Consider the following 20,589-nt stretch of genomic DNA (forward strand, 5'->3'; position numbering starts at 1 on the left):
AAAATTATAATGGGTATATTGGGAAAAATCAAGATATTATTTTTAAAATTGGCGATCTCTGCCCTAAATAGGGCGAAGATCAGTAAGGTCATAATTAGTATGTGATATGAACACAGCCAAATGTAATTGAACACCCTATTATCTTTTGGTAAAGCAATCAAAGAGTAATTTAGCAGCAATACTAACCGTTATATCTTGATGATCATATAACGGATTTACTTCAGCGATATCCATCGCATGTATATGTTTGTACAGACCATCTAATATTTCAAAGCACTGCACTGGTGTTAGACCACCAGGTTCATTTGCTCCTGAACCTGGAGCGAATGCAGGGTCTAATACATCAATGTCAAAGGTTAGATAAATGGCGTCTACACCTCTACAAGCATATAAAGCCTTAGCTATAACCTCCTGAGATGACATATGATGAACTTCTCTTGCCGTTATTTGTACAATTCCTTGATCTGCTAAATATTTAGCATACCAAGGGTAATTGTAACTTCTAACTCCAATTTGAACGATATTTTCAGGAGATATATTTGGCAGTTCAAGTGCCCGACGCATTTGGCTGCTTTGCGAGTATTTTCCTTGGATTGGAGAATCATCTACCAAATCAAGATGAGCATCAAACTGAATAATACCTACATTACCATTCGAATAATCATGCAAAGCTTTTATTCCAGGATAAGAAATAGAATGGTCTCCACCTAATATAAAAGGAAAAGCACCATCTCTTAATATTTGTTCCACTTTTTTTTCTGCATTTGCAAAGGTCGATTCGGTACTATATGCAACAATGTCAATATCCCCATAATCAATCATCTGCAAGTCTTTTAAATCAATTAATTTTCTGCTTTCCACATCATAAATTTGGTTATCGGTTATTCGATTATGTAGCCACTTTGCCGATTCTCGAATTGCTTTTGGTGCGTATCGGGCTCCTGGTCTCCCTAAAGAAGCACCTCCATCCCATGGAAAACCTAAAATCCCAAAGTTTTTCTGCAACATATTCTTGACCCTCCTATTATAGATACTTATGGATATTGAGCCTCTTTTCTAAGATAGTAATAAGTACAAAGGCAAGCACTACCATAACACTTGCAAGTGCAGTTACAACTGGATTAATATCTACAGATACAAATTGATATATTCGCAGAGGAAGAGTGATGGTGTCAGCTTGTGATAAAAATACCGTTACTGTATACTCATCTAACGAAACTAAAAAAGATAAGATTGCTCCTGAGAAAAGGGCAGGTGTTAACTGCGGCAGAACAACTGTTAAAAAAGTATACCAAGGTGTAGCACCATGTACGATTGCTGCTTCTTCTTGAATCGGATCAAATTGGCGCATTGAAGCGATTAAAATTCGTACCATATAAGGAGAAATAACAACAGAGTGTGCTAATATGATGGCCAAAGGAGTTCCCGCTATCCCTAATGGGACGAATATCAGTAAAAATCCAATACCTGTTGTAACCAATGGCACAATCAAAGGGCCTAGAAATAAAGTTTCGAATATATGCTTCCCTGGTAGTCTTCCTCGTACAATTCCAACTGCCGCACATAAGCCGATTAGGCTAGCAATTAAAGTGGCTACTATACCGATTAAGACACTCAGTCCAATAGAAGAAAGTATACGATCATCTTGGAAAAGCTGTGTGTAGTTATCCAAACGAAAATTATCTGGAGGAAATAAAAACATATTGGTCGGATTAAAAGAAACGAAGAGAATCATCAATAGAGGAGCTAAAATAAAAATAAGGATAAGACTTATATAAATAAAAGTAAAAGCCTTATTCATCTTAGTTAACATGTTGTCCCCTCCTCTCCAATGCACTCATCCCCATTAAAACGATCACAATGATGATCAGCAGTACAAAAGAAATAGCCGATCCTAATCCCATGTTTCCAACTGTTATTGTCGAATTGTAAGCAATATTGGACATAAGACTGTCTTTCGGCCCTCCCAGTACTGTTGGCACAAGAAAAGTGCTTGCTGCTAGTGAAAAAGATAAAGATGCACCAGCGTATACTCCTGGTAAAGAAAGTGGAAAGATCACTTTCCAAAAGGTGCGAAAAGCTGATGCGCCTAACATAATAGAAGCCTCAGAAAGTGTTGGATCTATTTTTTTTAGTGCTGTATATATATTCAGCACCACAAAAGGTAAGACAAAATGTACAATCCCAATTATTACAGCAGTTGGAGTAAACATTAGTTTCAGGTCAAATATATCTCCAAAGAAAAAATGAAATAGTTTTACTACAGGACCTTGTTCCCCAAGAACAATCATCCAACCAAATAATCGAACAGTTAAACTCATAAACATCGATGCAATAACGATCATCAGCCAAAATCCTTGTTGATTTGCAGGTCGTTTGGATATAAAGTTTGCTAAAGCATATCCAACTATAAGTGTAATGACAGTACTAATCATGGAGATCCAGAGTGTCTTTATTAACACTTGTGTATAAAGTGATGTAGCAAAAATCTCCTTGTAATTCGCTAAAGAAAATTGTCCATTTATCCATACACTTGTCATTACCACTTTTAGAACAGGATAAATAAACATTAGACACATATACAAAACAGCAATCCAACCTAGGATGGAATAGAATCTTAGCATTCGATTCATGATAAACTGTCTCCTTTATAGAAACAGATTGAATCTCTTAAAAATTGTACGTGTACGCGGTCTCCTTCTAAAGGCAGTGGAGTTAACATTTGTGTCAGTTTCACAGTCAATTCTTGTTGGATAGAGCCTAATATAAACAATCTAAGTTCCGTTTCATCACCTAAGTAACGACAATCGCGAATTTCTGCTTCCGTCCACAACTGATCAGTTGATGATTCACCTTGGAACTCTAAAATTCGAATAGAATTCAAACGCAATAACAAAAATCCTTGATCATTAGGCTTAACATTTCCCCCTAAATGTCCAATAGGAATCTTTACATCTCCAATTTGAGCAGTTTCCTCATTAACCAAAATCGCGTGATCCAGTCGGTTTGTGTATCCAAAAAAATCAGCAACAAATGCAGTAGCTGGATTTTTTAATATCTCTTCTGGAGAGGAGAATTGTTCGATCTTCCCTTTATTAAGTACTGCGATTTTATCTGACAAATATAGTGCTTCATTTTGATCATGGGTCACATAAATAGCCGTAAAGCCTAGTTCACGATGTAGATTGCGAATTTCCTTTAACATTTGTTCCTTTAAGCGAACATCTAGGTTTGAAAGAGGTTCATCAAACAATAACACTACTGGCTCTACCGATAGAGCACGCGCAAGACTCACTCTTTGTTGCTGACCTCCAGATAACTCTCGAGGTTTTCGTAAAGACAGATGTTGCAAATCAACGAGTTCCAAATATTTCAGTACTTTCTCTTTGATTTGCTTCTTTGGTAATTTCCGCGCTTTTAACCCATAAGCAACATTCTCTTCAACTGTCATATGCGGGAAGAGTGCATACTGTTGAAATACCATTCCCATATTTCGCTTATTAGGGGGAGTGAAACTAATGTCTTTCCCCCGAAGTATTACCTTACCTTTATCTGGAGTAATTAATCCCGCTACCATCCTCAAAAGAGTTGTCTTTCCTGATCCACTGGGACCTAATAAGGACAGAAATTCCCCTTCTTTTAACTCCAGATTGATATGATCAATAACCGTATTTTGTTGATATATTTTTGTAATGGAATCTAATGAAATAGAAGTACTTAACGAGATGTAACTTCCTGCCATTTTAGCAACCATTCCTCTCGTTTTGTAAAAATTTTGTTCCAATCAGGAGTAGTTAAAGCACTAATTTTATCTTTCCCATAAACAACATCTTTGGCCAAAGAATTGTCTAATTTAACAGTAGAATTCGTCGGACCATAGTAAAGCTCTTTTGCAAATCCCTGCTGAGCTTCTGGACTCATTGCGAAGTCAATCAGTTTTTTAGCCAATTCTTGCTTCGAACTACTTTTTAATACACTCATCCCACTTCGAATCAGGATGCCGCCTTCTTTTGGAAGAACAAAATCAATAGGAGTACCTGCTTTTTTCAAAGCTAATGCCCGACCATCAAACCATGAAGCCATCACTACTTGATTGGACTTAAATAAGGCTTCCGGAGCAGAAAAAGAGTTGTAATATTGGGCAATTGATGGGGTAATAGTACGATATGCACTCCATACAGGTTCCATATTCTCCATCGTTGCATTTGTTGCTTTTTGTGTCATTAGGATATCAGGAATCCATTGGCTCATCATGGCCACTTTGCCTTTCACATCTGATCTCCATAAATCATTCCACGAGGTAGGCTTTTTTGTTTTTTCTGGGTTGTAGGCAATCCCCCATGCTCCAAATACGTTCGTCAATCCAAATACCTTGTTTTCTTTACTATTTAAAAATGCTTGTGGATAAAGCTTGTCCCAATACGTAAAATCTTTTTTCTCTAAAGGAGATAGGAGACCTTTATTCGCAGCATCAATGATATCGAAATCATCTAGCTGTACAACATCAATGGAAGAACCTCCTCCCTGCGAAAGCTTAGCAATTCCTGTATAAGGAGCCAATTTCACCTTTACGCCGGGATTTTTCTCTTCAAATGGTTTTACCACATATTTGGTAAAAACTTCATCATACTTACCCCCGAAAGAAGTGACAACAATTTCTTGTGTATCAGAAGACCCGCAGGCTGTAAGCGTCAACATAATAGCCACCATAATTCCAAAAACCAAAGACCAGTGCTTCAGTTTCATTTTTTCTCGAATACGATGCATGCTTTTATCTCCTTTTTTATAAACAGTTTGTACAATTATTTTCTCTGAAGCCACTTTCTGATATGCGGAAAACCATTCTGATAGGTGGATAAAAAAACACTTCCTCTCTCCAGTGATCAAGAACCTAGTTAAAGTAACTAGATTCTTTTGAAATTATTGCTGTCTTATTTTTCTAACAAAAAATTTATATTCATTTCGTTAATAATATTATACAAAAAAGAGGTAGTCAATTCAAAAACCCTCGTAAATTTATCATCTTCTTTGTAGATTTATTATTTTTTTATAATTTATTAAATATTTTCACGATAAATACTTATATTGATTTTGAATATGAGTATGTGTTACAAAGAATAGGAGCAATACAATTTTATTCAAAGGGGTAACATAATGGTTCAATCCATTGATCGAGCGATGAAAATCATTCAACTCCTGATTTCTAATCCACATAAGCCTTCTTGGCAAATTTCTGAAATAGCTGACCATGCTGAACTTCCACTAAGCACTACTCATCGCCTGGTCAGCAGTTTGATTCGTTATGAATTAGTCACTCAACTTCCTGAAACAAAACAATATAAAATCGGGAACAAATGGATGGAAATAGGTCTAGGAATGTTGGAAAATCTAGATTTTCGTGTAGTTGCTCGGCCTTATATGGAGCAATTAGCACTCGAAGTAGAGGAAAGTATCTACTTGAATATCCCCAATCAAACCGACTCTATTATTATTGAACGAGTAGATAGTCCTCTAAAGGTAAGAATCATTGATAACTTAGGAGAACGCATCCCACTAAACGTCGGTGCAGCAAACAAAACCATTTTAGCCAACATGCCAAAAGATAGAGTAGTTGGAATTTTGAATCAATTGATCAAAGACTCTCTTACTCGTACAACATTTATTGATCAGCTGAACAAGATCCATGAATCAGGATATGCACTGAGCTATGGGGAAAAAACAGAAGGAACCGCATCTGTTGCAGCGCCGATCATCGGATATCATAATCAAATTATTGGTGCACTAAGTATTGGAATTTTGAGTTATACCATCACAGAAGAAAGACTATCTTACCTTATTTCACAAGTTCAAAAAACAGCAAGCGAGATATCTGTGCGGCTAGGGAAACAAAAATAATTTTTTTAGTCATATAACGGAAATTGTTTCCGATATTCGGAAAAGGAGAGAGAAAATGAGTAGATGGCAGACCAAAGAGCAGTTAATCGATCTTCTATGTGATTTAGTTGCAATTCCCAGTGTGACTGGAACCGAAGCAGAGATCGTATTTCCGAAATATGTACACCAACAATTGAACTCCTTATCTTATTTCCAGCAACATCCCGATCATCTACAGTTATATCCAACAGGTGATGGGCGGGAGTTTCTTGTCGCAATGGTTAAACCAAAACCAAATATCCAAAAAACCGTTATTCTCGTCAGTCATTTTGATGTAGTAGACGTTGATGATTATGGCCTTTGGAAAGAAAGCGCTTTCGACGCGAAACATCTCACCCAAATGTTTTATGAAGAGAAAGAGTCATTACCGGAAGATATTCAAAACGAAATGAATGCTAGTGAATTGCTTTTTGGTCGAGGCACAATGGATATGAAGTGTGGATTAGCCATTCATATGTCAATGATGGAACAAGCTATCGAAGGTGAATTCGATGGAAATCTTATTTTGTTAACAGTTCCAGATGAAGAAGTAAACTCAGTTGGCATGAGAGCTGCCGTCCCCGCTCTTTTGGAACTAGCTCAAACCTATCAATTAGATTATAAAGCAGTATTGAATTCAGAATCGATGTTCACCCGTTTCCCAGGAGACCAAAATAAATATATTTATACAGGAACAATAGGGAAAGTACTCCCAGGATTTTTGTGTTATGGAGATGAAACACACGTGGGAGAACCATTTTTAGGATTGAATGCCAATTTCATGGCATCTCAGCTCACCTGTGAATTAGAATTAAATACCGACTTCTGTGAAGTAGTAGAAGGAGAAGCATCTCCACCTCCAACTAATCTCATTCAGAAAGGGCTAAAAAAAGACTATTCCGTTAAAATCCCTCACCGGGCTGTTACTTTATTTAATCTTTTTGTCTTAGAGAAAAAAATGGATGAAATTGTCCATTCTTTATTAGAGAGCGCACAAAAAGTGGCAACAGACATTAAAAGAAACTATGAAAGACAAGCAAAAAGTTATGTGCAATATGAACCATATACGCCACAATCGGTTGAAATACGAACTCTTACTTATCAAGATTTGCTGCAATATGCGATCAACAATCATGGACTAGAGCAAGTCCAACAAATCGAAAAACGCGTAATGAACCAAAAAGTCCAAGAAAACGATGAGAGGGATTTAACAATTGAATTAGTAGACCAATTAGCTATTTTGTGCAAAGAACTAGCACCAATGATCGTACTTTTCTTTGCACCTCCCTATTACCCTGCCATTTGCTCACGTGATAATAGCTTAATAAAACAAGTTACATCTGAGATGATAACCTACGCAAGAGAAAAACATGATATCTCCTTGCAGAAAATTAATTATTTTGGTGGTATCTCGGACTTAAGTTATGTTGGTTTACAATATCCAATTACTTCTATACAACCCTTTGTTATCAATATGCCATTATGGGAAAAGGGATATTCCGTCCCACTTAAAGAATTAGAACAATTCAACGTTCCTGTCATTAATTTAGGTTCAGTCGGAAAAGATGCTCACCAACGAACAGAACGTCTTGATGTAACCTATACAGTAGAAATATTAACGGACCTACTTCCTACTTGTATTCGCAAGCTGTTAGCAGCCACGTAAATAAAACCCCCGAATTATAGGGGGTTTTTCTTGTATCATTATAGTTGTTTCAATAACTCATAAAAACCTGGGAAAGATACTTGAATCGCCTCAGCACCATCCACTACTACTGGTTCCTCGGCTGCAAGCCCAGAAATTGCCATTGCCATTCCAATACGATGATCTCCATGACTACTGCAAATAGCTCCATGAAGTGGAGTTTTTCCTTCAATGATCAAACCATCCTCGGTCTCCTCCACTTGAGCCCCTAGTTTCCGCAATTCATTTGCAGTAGTAGAAATTCGGTTAGTCTCTTTCACCTTTAATTCTGCTGCGTCTCGAATAATTGTTTTTCCTTTTGCTTGAGTTGCTACTACTGCAATAATTGGTATTTCATCAATTAACCGAGGAATAAGATCCCCGCCAATTTCAATACCTTTTAATTCCTCACAAGTTATGGTGATGGAACCGATTGGTTCACCAGAGGATTCTTGTTGTTCCTCCACTGTTACCTTTGCACCCATTGCTTTAAACACATCGATAATACCAGTACGTGTCGGATTTAATCCAACTTTCTCAATCGTTATCGTGCTTCCTGGTACCATTAAAGCAGCTGCAAGGAAAAAGGCAGCTGAAGATATATCTCCTGGTACGATAACCCTTGTAGCTGTAAGCCCTTGCCCACCTTCGATACTTGCACCATTATCGAAGCGATCTACTTTCACCCCAAAAGCACCTAACATTCTCTCGGTATGATCGCGGGAAGTCGCAGGTTCCAACACTGTTGTTTTTCCAGATGCTGATAAACCAGCTAACAAAATTGCTGATTTTACTTGAGCACTAGAAACAGGGCTTTCATATGTAATTCCTTGGAGTGATGTACCTTCAATCGTCAGAGGCGTAAACTTTCCATTATCTTTTCCACTAATTTTTGCCCCCATCATACGCAATGGTTTGGCAACTCGATCCATTGGTCGTTTTCCAATCGAGGCATCCCCTTCAAGTGTGCTCGTAAAAGAGGTACCAGCTAATATCCCCATCATGAGACGGATCGTTGTACCAGAGTTACCAACATCGAGTGTAGATATTGGTGCTTGTAAACCATCGATTGATTTTCCTATGACTCTTACACTAGTAGCAGAAATTTTCTCTACCTGTACTCCTAGCTTTTTAAAACAAGCAATGGTTGAGAGGCAGTCTGCTCCAGGAAGAAAACCTTCGACTGTAGTAATACCTTTTGCTAATGAACCGAACATGATAGCCCGATGTGAAATAGACTTATCACCAGGAACGGTAATCACCTTTCGAAACGGTTTGATTCGATTACTTGTTAAGGTTGACATGCTGAGCCTCCTTTTCATTTTCCGTATACGTGGCATACCCTGCTTCATCTAAAACCGGAAGTGCTCGTTCATAGTCATCCAAACGGCGAAAAGTCAACCGAAGAATACCGTGCACTTCTTCTCTATTTTCCATGATACTAATATTACTCAAATTTATTTGATGTGCTCCGAGTAATGTAGCTATTTTTCCAATCAATCCTGGTTCATCGGGAATATTAATATAACATTCATAGATCGGAGCAAGTAAACCACGTTTCTTTTCCGGAAGCCTTTGACGGAGGTCACGAGAGCGAGCAAAAATTTTTTCAATCCACTTTGCATCCTCTTTTTCGATCGCATGTTGAAAATCAGTCATTTGTTTAATCCAATCCTTTAACAGCATAGACATCTCTTTTCGATTGCTTAGAAGAATATCTCTCCACATGATGGGATGACTCGCGGCAATCCGTGTTAAATCGCGAAATCCACCTGCTGCTAAGCGATGAAACCAACCATTTTCATCATTATAATTTCCTACTTGAGCAACAAGTCCAGTTGCGATGACATGAGGCAAATGGCTGATAGCTCCAACGACTTTATCATGATATTCAGCGTCCATTATCACTAATTGAGCATGAGTTGCACGCTCGAGCAGATGACTCAATCGCTCTACATCTGTAAGTGATGTATCTGGTTCTGGAGTCAATACATAATAAGCATTTTCAAACAAAAGAGAATGTGCGGCTTGTACTCCGGATCGGTGCGACCCCGCCATTGGATGTCCACCGATAAAGGTGTAACCCTGTTCCTTAAGAATTTTGCCATATGTTGTGATCTCTGCTTTTGTACTGCCTACATCGCTAATAATTACCCCAGGTTTTAATTTCAAGTTTGCAAGCTGATTGATATAAATTCCGATCTGACCTACAGGCACAGCAATGAAAATATAATCTGCATTTATAACTGCATGAGAAAGTGTGGTAACTCCTTCATCGATAACTCCCAAGTTTAAAGCTTGTTGTACAATATCAATATGTGAATCAAAACCGATTACATGATGATTGGTTCTTTCTTTAAAAGACAAGGCGAGAGATCCTCCAATTAATCCGACGCCTAAGACAGCTACTTGCTTTCTCATTGTGACACCCTACTCTTTTTTTCCTGTAAAAAATTACTTAATCCAGAGAGAAATGCTTCATTTTCTTCCTTTTTTCCTATTGTAACTCGTAAATAAGTCGGAAAACCTAGTGCCCTTCCTGAACGAACAATAACTCCTTGCTTCAGCAAGTAAGAAAAGGCTTCATCTCCATCGATTCCAGTATCAATCAACAGAAAGTTGGCTTGAGATGGATAGTACGCAATCCCCCACTCGTCCAAACGTTCCATTATTTGCTTCATACCCATTCGATTTTGATTTCGACAATAAAGTACAAAAGTTTCATCCGAAACAGCAGCTAATGTAGCCGCTTGTGCTAGACGATTTAAATTAAATGGTTCACGAACTCGAGATAATTGCTGCACTATTTCTGGATGAGCAATTCCATATCCAGCACGAAAAGAAGCTAATCCATAAATCTTAGAAAAAGTACGTAGAACAATAATTCTTGGATTGTAATCTATCAGAGAAAGAGAATCTGGAAATGTATCGTCTGTTACATACTCTACATAAGCTTCATCCAAAACCACAAGGACATGTTCCGGTAACTGATCAAGGAAGTTGCTCAATGTCTCATGATCAACAAATGTTCCAGAAGGATTATTAGGATTGCAAACCCAAACCAATTTTGTATTTTCATTAACTGCTTCTAACATTGCATCTAAATCATGTTTCCCTTCTCGCAATGGAACCTCTACAGGAACTGCTCCTTCGATTTTCGTCGCTGTTTCATATCGGGGAAAAGTAGGAGTAGCCATCATAGATTCTGTACCTGGTTCTAAGTATGCACGTGCTATCATTTGGATGACTTCATCCGAGCCATTTCCAAATATTAATCTGCGCTCATCAACTTCTAATGACTCTGCTAATTTTTGACGTAATAAAGGAGCATCGTCCTCTGGGTATAAATGAAATTGATCTTTTATTTGAGTGAGAGATTCCCATACTTTAGGTGAACAACCAAATGGATTCTCATTCGATGCTAATTTGATAACTTGTCCTAATCCAAGCTCCCGTTTCACTGCTTCCAACGATTTACCTGGTTGATAAATTGGTAAGCCTTGGATAGATTTTTTGGCTGATATCATAATAATCCCCCAACATTTTTACTTTCTATCTTACAACAATTATCGGCTGAAAGCCCACAATTTAGACGATATTGCTCGAAAAACCCCAAAAAAAAAGGGTGGCAAATGGATACGCCTTCCACCGAATAAAACCTTTAGAGGTAGGAAAAGAACTAGAACGCTGGTAAAAGGCGTTCGCCCATGTTCGTACACTTCTAACTGCATGGGACGGGGGTGATGGCACACCCCTTAACTTAAGCGTTATTCAAAACGGAAACGGATTTCGGACGCTAACGACTCAAGAATCCCACTGGCTTTAGCCTTGTGGAGTTTCAATAGCTCAATAGCCCCTTGATAAATATGCGGATCTGATCAAGTGATTTTTGTTTCTCTTCTTCCTTGCAAAGCCCTTGCTCCAACTCCATCACTTGTTTTACTAGTGCACTGCCAACGATGACGCCATCTGCTTTTTTCTGTAATTCTTGTACTTGAGATGCCTTGGAAACACCAAATCCAACCGCTGTTGGTACAGGGCTGTTCGATCGAACTTGCTGTAGAAATGAATCTAGATTTGAAGCAAATGACTGTCTAACTCCTGTTGTACCTAATGAGGATACGCAATATACAAATCCTTTTGCTGTAGCAGCAATCTTTGCTACCCGTTCTTCAGAAGTAGGTGCTACTAATGGTACTAGATCAATATTCAGTTGTTCCAATTGATTACGAAGTTCACCACTTTCTTCATAAGGCAAATCCGGGACAATAAATCCCGCAAAACCTGCTTTAGCTGCATCGCGAGCTACTTGATCCAATCCATAAGAAAGCAACGGGTTGTAATAAGAAAATAAGACTAGCGGAATATGATTTCCTTGCTCACGTACAGTTTGGGCAATCGAAAAAACATCTGCTAAAGTGACACCATTAGCCAAAGCCTTTTCGGCAGCTTGTTGGATGACAGGCCCATCTGCTACAGGGTCAGAAAATGGAACACCTAACTCAATAGCTGTAACACCTTCTTCGGAGAGAAGATGAATAAGATCAATAGTCGCTTGCTTTGATGGATATCCTGCGACTAAATAAGGAATTAAATTCGTTTTATTAGACTGAAAAGACTTTGCTAATGTAGTCACTCGGATACCCCCTGAAAATATTCTCGGATTGTGTCCATATCTTTATCTCCACGACCAGAAAGGCATACCAGTATTTTCTCTGCTGCGCTACCGTTTGAAGCTAAACGGATGGCTTCTGAAAGGGCATGTGCTGATTCAATAGCTGGAATAATTCCTTCTAATTCACATAGTTGCTTCACTGCTACCATCGCTTCTTCGTCCGTAACTGCGGTATACCGCACTCGTCCAATTTCTTTTAGATGAGCATGTTCGGGTCCCACACCTGGGTAATCCAGACCTGCTGAAATCGAGTGCGCAGGAATAATCTGACCATGCTCATCATGAAGAATATAACTATAAGATCCATGCAATACCCCAGGTCTTCCTAAACTAAGACTCGCAGCGTGTTCTTTCGTATCCAACCCTTTTCCTGCTGCTTCTACCCCATGAATTTTTACAGCTTGATCATCGATAAATGCAGTAAACATCCCTATTGCATTGCTTCCACCGCCGACACAAGCGACTACATCTGTTGGCAGACTACCTGTTCGTTCTAACATTTGCGCACGTGCTTCATCACCGATGACACGTTGAAAATATTTAACCATTTGCGGATAGGGATGTGGTCCAACAGCAGATCCAATAAGATAAAAGGAGTCTTCCACAGCAGCAACCCATGCACGCATCGCTTCGTTTGTTGCATCTTTTAGTGTTCGAGAGCCAGATGTAACAGGAATAACCTCTGCTCCTAGTAATTCCATTCGAAAGACATTTGGTGCTTGTCGACGTACATCTTCTTCCCCCATATAAACTTTGCACTCCATACCAAGTAAAGCTGCAATCGTGGCAGAAGCGACACCATGCTGACCTGCGCCAGTCTCTGCAATCAATTTTCTTTTGCCCATTCGTTTTGCTAATAGAGCTTGACCAATCGTATTGTTAATTTTGTGTGCTCCAGTATGATTTAAATCTTCTCTTTTTAGATAAATCTCTGCTCCTCCAGCATACTCAGTCAATCTCTTTGCAAACGTAAGCGGTGTAGGTCTTCCTGAATAATTCACTAAAAGATCACGCATCTCTAGCTCAAAAGTTGGGTCATCTAAAATTGCTTCAAATCCTTTTTCCAGTTCTAGTACAGCATTCATCAACGTTTCTGGTACAAATCTACCACCAAAAGAACCAAATCTACCATTCGACTTTGTCATGCTTTTTCATCCTCTCTACTAAACTGATCATCTTCTGATTATCTTTTCTTCCATTACTTTCTATTCCTGAAGAGAGGTCCACTCCATCTAATTCATAACTACTGCACAGGCTATCAATATTGGATTCATTCAAGCCACCTGCGATCCACAAAGGAAGATGAAGAGATTCTGTTATCTGTTTTGCCTGAGGGATATAGCTCCAATCGATTGGCTCACCCATCCCACCAGCAGCATGATCCAATAAAACGATATCTATTACATCTTTATAAGATGGTACCTCTTGTAACTGAGTTTCCGAAAATACTTTGATAATGGGGATCTGCCAACTTTCCTTTATTTGTTTGCAAAACGCTGGCGATTCATGTCCATGTAGTTGTACCATGGATAAACCTAGAGATACAGCATTACCTACTTCCTCCAGGCTAGGATTTTGAAAAACGCCAACCCGCCAAATAGAATCAGGAATAATAGGTAATAGGGATGCCAATTGCTCCAATGAAACTGTCCGCTTACGGTTCGGAACAAGAATAAAACCAATTGCTTGTATAGGTAAAGTAGAAGCGAACTTCACTTCTTCTATCGCTTTAAATCCACAAAATTTCATTGCGATTTGGTTAATTGTTGTTCACCTACCCTCTTTAATTCGGCGACTGCTTTCGCTGGTTCCGGATGACGCATGAGAAATTCACCCACTAACACACCATTGATGCTTGCATCTGCCATTACTTTCGCATCTTCTAAAGTGAGTATCCCACTTTCACCAATTACAGGAACAGGAGAGGTTATCATGGGCCTTAACTTGGCTGTAGTTTCTAAATCTACTGCTAAAGTGTGGAGGTTACGATTGTTTATTCCAATAACATCAGCATTTACCTGTAAAGCTGCTTCCACCTCGGATTCTTCATGAACCTCAACCAAAACTTCCATCCCCAATTGGTGAGCTAAGTTGGAAAGTTGTGTACATCTTTCCTGATCCAGAAAAGCAACAATAAGCAAAATTACATCAGCACCTAGAAATTTGCTTTCTAATACTTGTAGAGGATGTAAAATGAAATCTTTTCGCAAAACTGGGATAGACACTGCTTTTTTGACCTTTATGAGAGACTCAGGACTTCCATGAAAGTATTCTGTCTCCGTCAAAACCGATATGACATTTGCCCCGCCTTTTTCATAATTTAAACCTTGTTCAACCGGATTTACATTACTTGCAATAACACCTTTTGATGGGGAAGCCGGCTTTACTTCCGCTATCACAGCAAACGGTGATGATTCAACAGCAGCACGAAATGTACGACCTTTTGGCATAGAAGTAGCAGAATCCCAGTAAGAAACATTGTTGTACTTTTGTTCTAAAAGGGCAATTTCTTTTTCCTTAATAGCCTTCATTTTTTCAAGAAACATTTGCTTTCACCTCTTGGGAACTTTTCGCTACTTGTTCTAATTTTTGCAGTGCCAAACCAGTATCAATAACCTCTGAAGCCAGTTGAACTCCCGTTTGCAAGCTGTCTGTTTTTCCAGCAACATAGAGAACAGCTGCGGCATTTATTTCCACAATAGAACGTTTTGCACTTTTCTTCCCTTGTAAAATATCTCGAATAATAGCTGCATTTTCTTTTGGTGATCCACCTTCTAAATCTTCGATCGTGCAAGGGGATAATCCAAAATCTTGAGGAGAGATAGTGTAAGTATTGACCTGTCCAGCCTTTAGTTCGCTTACTTGTGTTGGTGAAGTGAGGGAGATTTCATCCAATCCATCTAGTCCAGAAACAATAAGTGCATGATTGCTACCTAGAGCCTGTAATACTTTTGCCATCTTCTCTGTGTACTTAGGTGAGAATACCCCTATCAATTGACGTTTTACACCTGCAGGGCTAGCCAATGGACCTAGTAAATTAAAACAAGTACGAAATCCTAAAGCTTTACGTGTTGGATTGACATATTTCATCGCAGGATGATACTGAGGGGCGAACAAAAAACAAACTCCTGTATCATGCAGCTGTTTGCTAGATTCATCTGGAGTTAAATCCAGGGTTATACCAAGTTCCTCTAATACATCCACACTCCCGCTTTTGCTAGATATAGCCCGATTTCCATGTTTGGCAACGGATACCCCCGCTGCTGCGGCAACAAAAGTCGTAGCAGTAGAGATATTAAATGTTTTCCCTCCATCTCCACCTGTTCCACACGTATCCACACTGTCCACTACTACATGAGGCAGAGGAGTTGCATGTGCTCTCATCCCCTCTACTAATCCAATCAATTCTTCCACTGTTTCTCCCTTAATACGCAGTGCCGTGAGTAGGGACGCAATCTGTACATCATTGAGTGAACCACTCATCATCTGTTCCATTAAATAAAAGGTGTCTTTTTGCGTCAGGTCTTTCCCCTCTAGTAATTGATTGAGTAAAGTTAAAAACATCTGTTTACTCCTCCCCTTCCCCTAATTCTTTTTCTGAGGTGATTTGGCTAATTGGATCGCAAGTAACATCGCACTTGCTTTATGACGTGTTTCTTCATATTCCTTATTCGGATCAGAATCATAGACAATCCCTGCGCCTGCTTGCACAAATGCCTTATTATCTCGAAAATAGATCGTTCGAATAGCAATACATGTATCTATGTTCCCAGCAAAATCAAAATAACCTACTGCTCCCGCATAAATCCCACGTGCTTCAGGCTCTAATTCTGCTATGATTTCCATCGCTCTAATTTTCGGTGAACCAGACACAGTTCCTGCTGGAAAACATGCTCGAAATGCATCCAATGGTGTATGTTCTTTTGATAATTCTCCCGTTACTTGCGAGACCAAATGCATGACATGGGAATATCGCTCAACGTTTTTAAATGCTGTTACTTGAACAGTCCCATAGGTAGATACACGACCAACATCGTTTCTTCCTAAATCCACCAACATGAGATGCTCGGCATTTTCTTTTGGATCTGCAAGCAATTCCTTTGCTAACTCCTCATCCTCTACAGCGTCTTGACTTCTCGGCCTAGAACCTGCTATCGGCCTTGTCTCAACTAAGCGATCTTGAACCCGAACCAGAATTTCCGGAGATGTACCAACAATCTGCTCTTCACCCATTTGTAAATAATACATATAAGGAGAAGGATTTAAATATCGTAAAATGCGATAAACCATCATGGGATCCGCAGTGCCCTCAACGGTATACTTTTGAGAAGGAACCACTTGAAAAATATCACCTGCACGGATATAATCCTTCGCATTTTCCACTGCCCTGCAAAAAGTATCACGTGTAAAATTAGAGGTAATATGGCTGAAATCCACTTCTTCACGAACTAAATTGGGCAATGGCTCAATGAGGGGATGTGTCTTTTGCAGACGATCCTTCCATTTATCCAATTGATCAACTACTTTATCGTAATCCATCACTTTCCCATTTTTTGCTTTCACATGCATAACCAAGTATAAGACTTGTTCTAGGTGATCAAATACGATCAGACGATCGTAAAAAGCAAGATGTGTATCATATGCTTTCGTCTTACCTGCCGAATTGACAAGTAAAGCGTTTGGTTCGAATGCTTGAACCAATTCATAACTAAAGTATCCTACAGCTCCCCCAAGAAAAGGTGGAAAACCATCATATTTAGGAGAAGTACTTTCATCCATTAAATCTTGTAGAAAAGGCAATGAATCATCTGCTGGGAAAACTTTAATTTTATCGGCAGCAGTGACGGTAAGCATACCTTCTTTACCAGTTAATATACGATAAGGCTGAGATCCCATAAAGGAATAACGAGAAAATTTTTGATTTCCTTCTACACTTTCCAATAAAAAAGAGTACTCATCTTTATCTAACGCATGGAATAACTGAATTGGTGTTACAGTATCTATTTGGATTTTTTTACAAATGGGAATATGGGAATATTGTTTGGCTAAAGCCTCTACTTCTATTTTGGTTGGATAGATCAATTGACTTTTTCCCTCCTAATGAGGTAGGAGAGAGAAGGATATAGAGGGATAATAAATATAAAAAACCAAAGCACCGGATGCTTTGGCTGTGGTTTGTCATCTGTAAACTCAGCTCTACTCCGCTAACTATATCCTTATCTCTACTCTACTCATCTACTCATTCTCAATCTCGCTAAAATAACTACTAATTCATACTCTATATGAGGACAATCTTCCCTGTCAATGATAACTTTATGATTCCAAATCTGGTCGTAACTTTACCGCTTCATTCAAATAAACATGTCGAATCTTATTTGCTGATTTATCGGTATTTACGAGGAGCATCATACGAATGCAAAGGGCTAATCCATTTGGGACATCTACTTCACTAGCCCCCATCAAAGGTACCAATTCCCAACCTTTCAGAGCACGTATGGCGGCAGCAGGAAAAGCAGCATTTAAGTCAGGCGTACTTGTTATCAAAATACTGGCAACATCATCTGCTTGTAAATCATTACGTTCGATAAGAGCTAAAGATAGCTCTTTTGTCGCTGCTAATATTTCCTCTTTTGTGTTTGTTGAAACTGTCGTAGCCCCACGAATCCCTCGAACCACTTAAGTACTCACCTCTTTAAGCTTTTTTAATACTTTTCTGATCTTTGCTTCTGGAATCTCATTTACTACTTCCACGTGTCCCAGTCCTCTACTCAATACAAAGGTGTAGTTCCCCTGTTTGGCCTTCTTATCTCGCTTCATTATTTGCAGCAAAGTTTCATCTGACCAAGACTCTTCTATTCGAATCGGCAAAGAAAAACTTTGCAGCAAAGACTCCGTATCTTGGATTAATTGAGCAGGAGCATCCAACATCTCTACACTTAGCATAGCTGCCCCCACCATACCAATCGATATCGCTTCTCCATGGGTATAATGGGTGTAATTCGAAATAGACTCTAGGGCATGGCCGATAGTATGACCATAATTTAAAATAGCACGCTTTCCTTTTTCCGTTTCATCCTCGGAAACCACATTAATTTTCACTTTACAACCACGGTAGATCGCTTCTTCCAAGATAGGAAGAGTTCTCGCTATTAATGCCTGATTATTTTCCACTAACCAAGAAACAAATGCTTTGTCCCAAATCAATGCATGTTTCACTACCTCAGCAAATCCAGAAGTAAGTTCTCTAACAGGCAAAGAAGATAAAAGACTGACATCAAATAAAACAAACAACGGCTGGTGGAAAGCACCCATATAATTTTTGCCCAATCTATGATTGATACCAACTTTCCCACCAATACTGCTATCATGAGCTAATAAAGTTGTTGGCAGTTGAATAAATGAGATGCCTCTCATGAAACTAGCAGCAAAAAAACCAGCTAGGTCTCCTACTACCCCTCCCCCGAGTGCTAGTACTACACTCGATCGATCTAAACCAGCTTTAATCCCTTCTTCATAAAGCTGATCAAGGGTCTCCAAAGATTTACTGCTCTCTCCAGCTGGAATGACCGCGAGTGTAACATCATATCCAGTCGAACGAAGCGATTCTAATAATGGCTTGGCATATAAGGCAGAGACACAGCTATCTGTTACCAGAAACAGCTTTTGAGTTGTTTCGATCTTATGTTGAATAAGTAACGATGGTAATTTAGTTAATAACTCAACTCCGACATAAACCGAATAAGTTCGAGTTTTCGTTTGAACTTGTAGTTCTCTCATTACTTAAAACCTCTTCGTTTTTTCTCTGTATTGAGTAACTTGTTCGATCAATTCGTCAATCGTATCAGCTGGAAACTTCTCCAGTAATGCTTGTGCTACTTCCCACGCTACTACATTTTCAGCTACTACGCTTGCAGCTGGCACCGCACAACTATCGGAACGTTCTATGCTTGCAGCAAAAGGTTCTTTGGTGTCTATATCCACACTCATCAATGGTTTGTACAATGTGGGAATTGGTTTCATCACTCCGCGAATAACAAGCGGTTGTCCTGTTGTCATCCCACCTTCAAAGCCACCTAAACGATTAGTTGCTCGACCGAACCCTTGTTTTTCGGACCAAGTAATTTCGTCATGTACCAGAGAACCGGGACGTTTGGCTGCTTCAAAACCGATTCCGAACTCTACACCTTTAAAAGCATTGATGCTGACTATCGCTCCAGCAATTCGCGAGTCTAACTTGCGATCCCAATGCACATAGCTTCCAAGTCCAATAGGAACGCCTTCGACAATTACCTCAACAATACCACCTAAAGAATCTCCTTCTTTCTTTGCTCGATCAATCAAATCTTTCATTGGCTGCTCTGCATTTGGATCAACACAGCGAACCGAAGATTGCTCTGAACGGGTTATTAATTCATCTAAACTGAGATCTATTCTCTCTGCTTCAACTTCTCCAATCCGAACCACATGACCACCAATACGAATTCCACATAGCTCTAAAATCTGCTTCGCTACTGCACCAACTGCTACCCGTGATGCTGTCTCTCTTGCACTCGAACGTTCCAAAACATCACGCATATCATGATGATTGTATTTGATTGCTCCATTTAAGTCTGCATGACCTGGACGTGGACGGGAAATCCGACGTTTACCGGCCTCCTCAGGATCAGCTAGTGGATTCATGATTTTTTGCCAATGAGTCCAGTCTTTGTTTTCAATTACTAGGGTAACTGGAGCTCCAGTTGTTTTGCCAAAACGAACACCAGCTAGGATTTGAGCTTGATCTGTCTCAATTTGCATCCTTCGACCACGACCGTGTCCTAACTGCCTTCTATGTAATTCATTGTCCAATTTTTCTTTGGAAAATGGTAATTGACTTGGTAAGCCTTCAATAATAATTGTCAATTGGGGTCCATGTGACTCTCCCGCTGTTAAATACCTCATCCTATACTCTCCTCATCTATACATATAAAAAATCGTTACCTGTAAGTGTAACAAATAAACTGCTGTTTGGGCTAGAGCTGAAACAAAAAAGAGTTTCCTAACTTTTTAGTACAGAGGAAATCAATATTAATAAGAGGATTGGCGGCTTTTAATGCTCTTTCTTCTTATTCTTTCCCTTCTAAATCATTTTTTCTTTCTGTTTTTCCTCCCAATAATGTACTCATCATAGACATTACTATGAATGTAATGGATTGATATTACATCTCATGATAAGTGCAAAAAGCTTTTCCTCATTTGTATATGTATCCAAAAATGAATAATTTGTATTAAAATAGGATTTCATAAATAATTTTTTGAATAATGGTAATAAGAAAGG

19 protein-coding genes are annotated in these 20,589 nt (G+C 39.0%); 2 read left to right on the top strand and 17 right to left on the bottom strand.

Annotated elements, in window-relative coordinates:
* Nucleotides 1-138: 138 nt before the first annotated feature.
* Genes AC5WOE_RS08370 through AC5WOE_RS08390 form a run of 5 tightly spaced genes read right to left on the bottom strand, consistent with a single transcriptional unit; the run spans nucleotide 139 to nucleotide 4,767 of the window.
* Entirely contained in the window at nucleotides 139-1,008 is an 870-nt protein-coding gene (locus tag AC5WOE_RS08370; protein WP_496050547.1) for an agmatinase family protein, read from the bottom strand.
* A 16-nt stretch (nucleotides 1,009-1,024) separates the two neighbouring features.
* A complete protein-coding gene (locus AC5WOE_RS08375; protein ID WP_496052346.1) occupies nucleotides 1,025-1,813 on the bottom strand; it encodes an ABC transporter permease in 789 nt (262 codons plus the stop codon).
* Entirely contained in the window at nucleotides 1,803-2,633 is an 831-nt protein-coding gene (locus AC5WOE_RS08380) for an ABC transporter permease (RefSeq protein WP_496050549.1), read from the bottom strand. Before AC5WOE_RS08380 ends, AC5WOE_RS08375 begins: the two co-directional genes overlap by 11 nt.
* Nucleotides 2,630-3,742: an ABC transporter ATP-binding protein gene (locus AC5WOE_RS08385; RefSeq protein ID WP_496050550.1), complete on the bottom strand. Its 1,113-nt coding sequence runs from the start codon at nucleotides 3,740-3,742 to the stop codon at nucleotides 2,630-2,632. The genes AC5WOE_RS08380 and AC5WOE_RS08385 overlap by 4 nt, the downstream gene beginning before the upstream one ends.
* Nucleotides 3,718-4,767, bottom strand: a complete 1,050-nt coding sequence (locus AC5WOE_RS08390) for an ABC transporter substrate-binding protein (protein ID WP_496050551.1) — start codon at nucleotides 4,765-4,767, stop codon at nucleotides 3,718-3,720. The genes AC5WOE_RS08385 and AC5WOE_RS08390 overlap by 25 nt, the downstream gene beginning before the upstream one ends.
* A gap of 387 nt (nucleotides 4,768-5,154) precedes the next feature.
* Here AC5WOE_RS08390 and AC5WOE_RS08395 point away from each other — a divergent pair, with 387 nt between their 5' ends.
* The gene (locus AC5WOE_RS08395) at nucleotides 5,155-5,895 is read left to right on the top strand and encodes an IclR family transcriptional regulator (RefSeq protein ID WP_496050552.1); all 741 of its coding nucleotides are present in this window, start codon (nucleotides 5,155-5,157) and stop codon (nucleotides 5,893-5,895) included.
* 55 nt (nucleotides 5,896-5,950) lie between these two features.
* Nucleotides 5,951-7,579, top strand: coding sequence for a M20/M25/M40 family metallo-hydrolase (locus tag AC5WOE_RS08400; RefSeq protein ID WP_496052347.1), 1,629 nt, complete (start codon nucleotides 5,951-5,953; stop codon nucleotides 7,577-7,579).
* Between the two features lie 38 nt (nucleotides 7,580-7,617).
* On the opposite strand, the gene aroA is transcribed toward AC5WOE_RS08400, so the two are convergent.
* From aroA to aroC, 12 genes are all read right to left on the bottom strand, one after another.
* Nucleotides 7,618-8,901 (bottom strand): 3-phosphoshikimate 1-carboxyvinyltransferase, encoded by a 1,284-nt coding sequence (aroA, locus tag AC5WOE_RS08405; RefSeq protein ID WP_496052348.1) that lies wholly within the window; start codon nucleotides 8,899-8,901, stop codon nucleotides 7,618-7,620.
* A complete protein-coding gene (locus AC5WOE_RS08410) occupies nucleotides 8,882-10,018 on the bottom strand; it encodes a prephenate dehydrogenase (protein ID WP_496052349.1) in 1,137 nt (378 codons plus the stop codon). Before AC5WOE_RS08410 ends, aroA begins: the two co-directional genes overlap by 20 nt.
* Nucleotides 10,015-11,121, bottom strand: coding sequence for a histidinol-phosphate transaminase (hisC, locus tag AC5WOE_RS08415; protein WP_496052495.1), 1,107 nt, complete (start codon nucleotides 11,119-11,121; stop codon nucleotides 10,015-10,017). The genes AC5WOE_RS08410 and hisC overlap by 4 nt, the downstream gene beginning before the upstream one ends.
* Nucleotides 11,122-11,435: 314 nt before the next feature.
* Nucleotides 11,436-12,233: a tryptophan synthase subunit alpha gene (gene trpA / locus AC5WOE_RS08420; RefSeq protein ID WP_496052350.1), complete on the bottom strand. Its 798-nt coding sequence runs from the start codon at nucleotides 12,231-12,233 to the stop codon at nucleotides 11,436-11,438.
* Nucleotides 12,230-13,417 (bottom strand): tryptophan synthase subunit beta, encoded by a 1,188-nt coding sequence (gene trpB, locus AC5WOE_RS08425; protein ID WP_496050557.1) that lies wholly within the window; start codon nucleotides 13,415-13,417, stop codon nucleotides 12,230-12,232. The genes trpA and trpB overlap by 4 nt, the downstream gene beginning before the upstream one ends.
* Nucleotides 13,398-14,021, bottom strand: a complete 624-nt coding sequence (locus tag AC5WOE_RS08430; protein WP_496052351.1) for a phosphoribosylanthranilate isomerase — start codon at nucleotides 14,019-14,021, stop codon at nucleotides 13,398-13,400. Before AC5WOE_RS08430 ends, trpB begins: the two co-directional genes overlap by 20 nt.
* Nucleotides 14,018-14,818, bottom strand: a complete 801-nt coding sequence (gene trpC, locus AC5WOE_RS08435) for an indole-3-glycerol phosphate synthase TrpC (protein ID WP_496052352.1) — start codon at nucleotides 14,816-14,818, stop codon at nucleotides 14,018-14,020. Before trpC ends, AC5WOE_RS08430 begins: the two co-directional genes overlap by 4 nt.
* Nucleotides 14,808-15,836, bottom strand: coding sequence for an anthranilate phosphoribosyltransferase (trpD, locus tag AC5WOE_RS08440; protein WP_496052353.1), 1,029 nt, complete (start codon nucleotides 15,834-15,836; stop codon nucleotides 14,808-14,810). The genes trpC and trpD overlap by 11 nt, the downstream gene beginning before the upstream one ends.
* 21 nt (nucleotides 15,837-15,857) lie before the next feature.
* Nucleotides 15,858-17,354, bottom strand: coding sequence for an anthranilate synthase component I (gene trpE / locus AC5WOE_RS08445; protein WP_496052354.1), 1,497 nt, complete (start codon nucleotides 17,352-17,354; stop codon nucleotides 15,858-15,860).
* A gap of 231 nt (nucleotides 17,355-17,585) precedes the next feature.
* On the bottom strand, nucleotides 17,586-17,948 hold the full coding sequence (aroH, locus tag AC5WOE_RS08450) for a chorismate mutase (RefSeq protein WP_496050562.1): 363 nt from the start codon (nucleotides 17,946-17,948) through the stop codon (nucleotides 17,586-17,588).
* Nucleotides 17,949-19,049 carry a 3-dehydroquinate synthase gene (gene aroB, locus AC5WOE_RS08455; protein ID WP_496052355.1) on the bottom strand — a complete coding sequence of 367 codons (1,101 nt, stop codon included), beginning with the start codon at nucleotides 19,047-19,049 and terminating at the stop codon, nucleotides 17,949-17,951.
* 3 nt (nucleotides 19,050-19,052) lie between these two features.
* Nucleotides 19,053-20,213: a chorismate synthase gene (gene aroC, locus AC5WOE_RS08460; protein WP_496052356.1), complete on the bottom strand. Its 1,161-nt coding sequence runs from the start codon at nucleotides 20,211-20,213 to the stop codon at nucleotides 19,053-19,055.
* Between the last annotated feature and the right edge of the window lie 376 nt (nucleotides 20,214-20,589).

Source organism: Shimazuella sp. NTD248, from assembly GCF_059510395.1.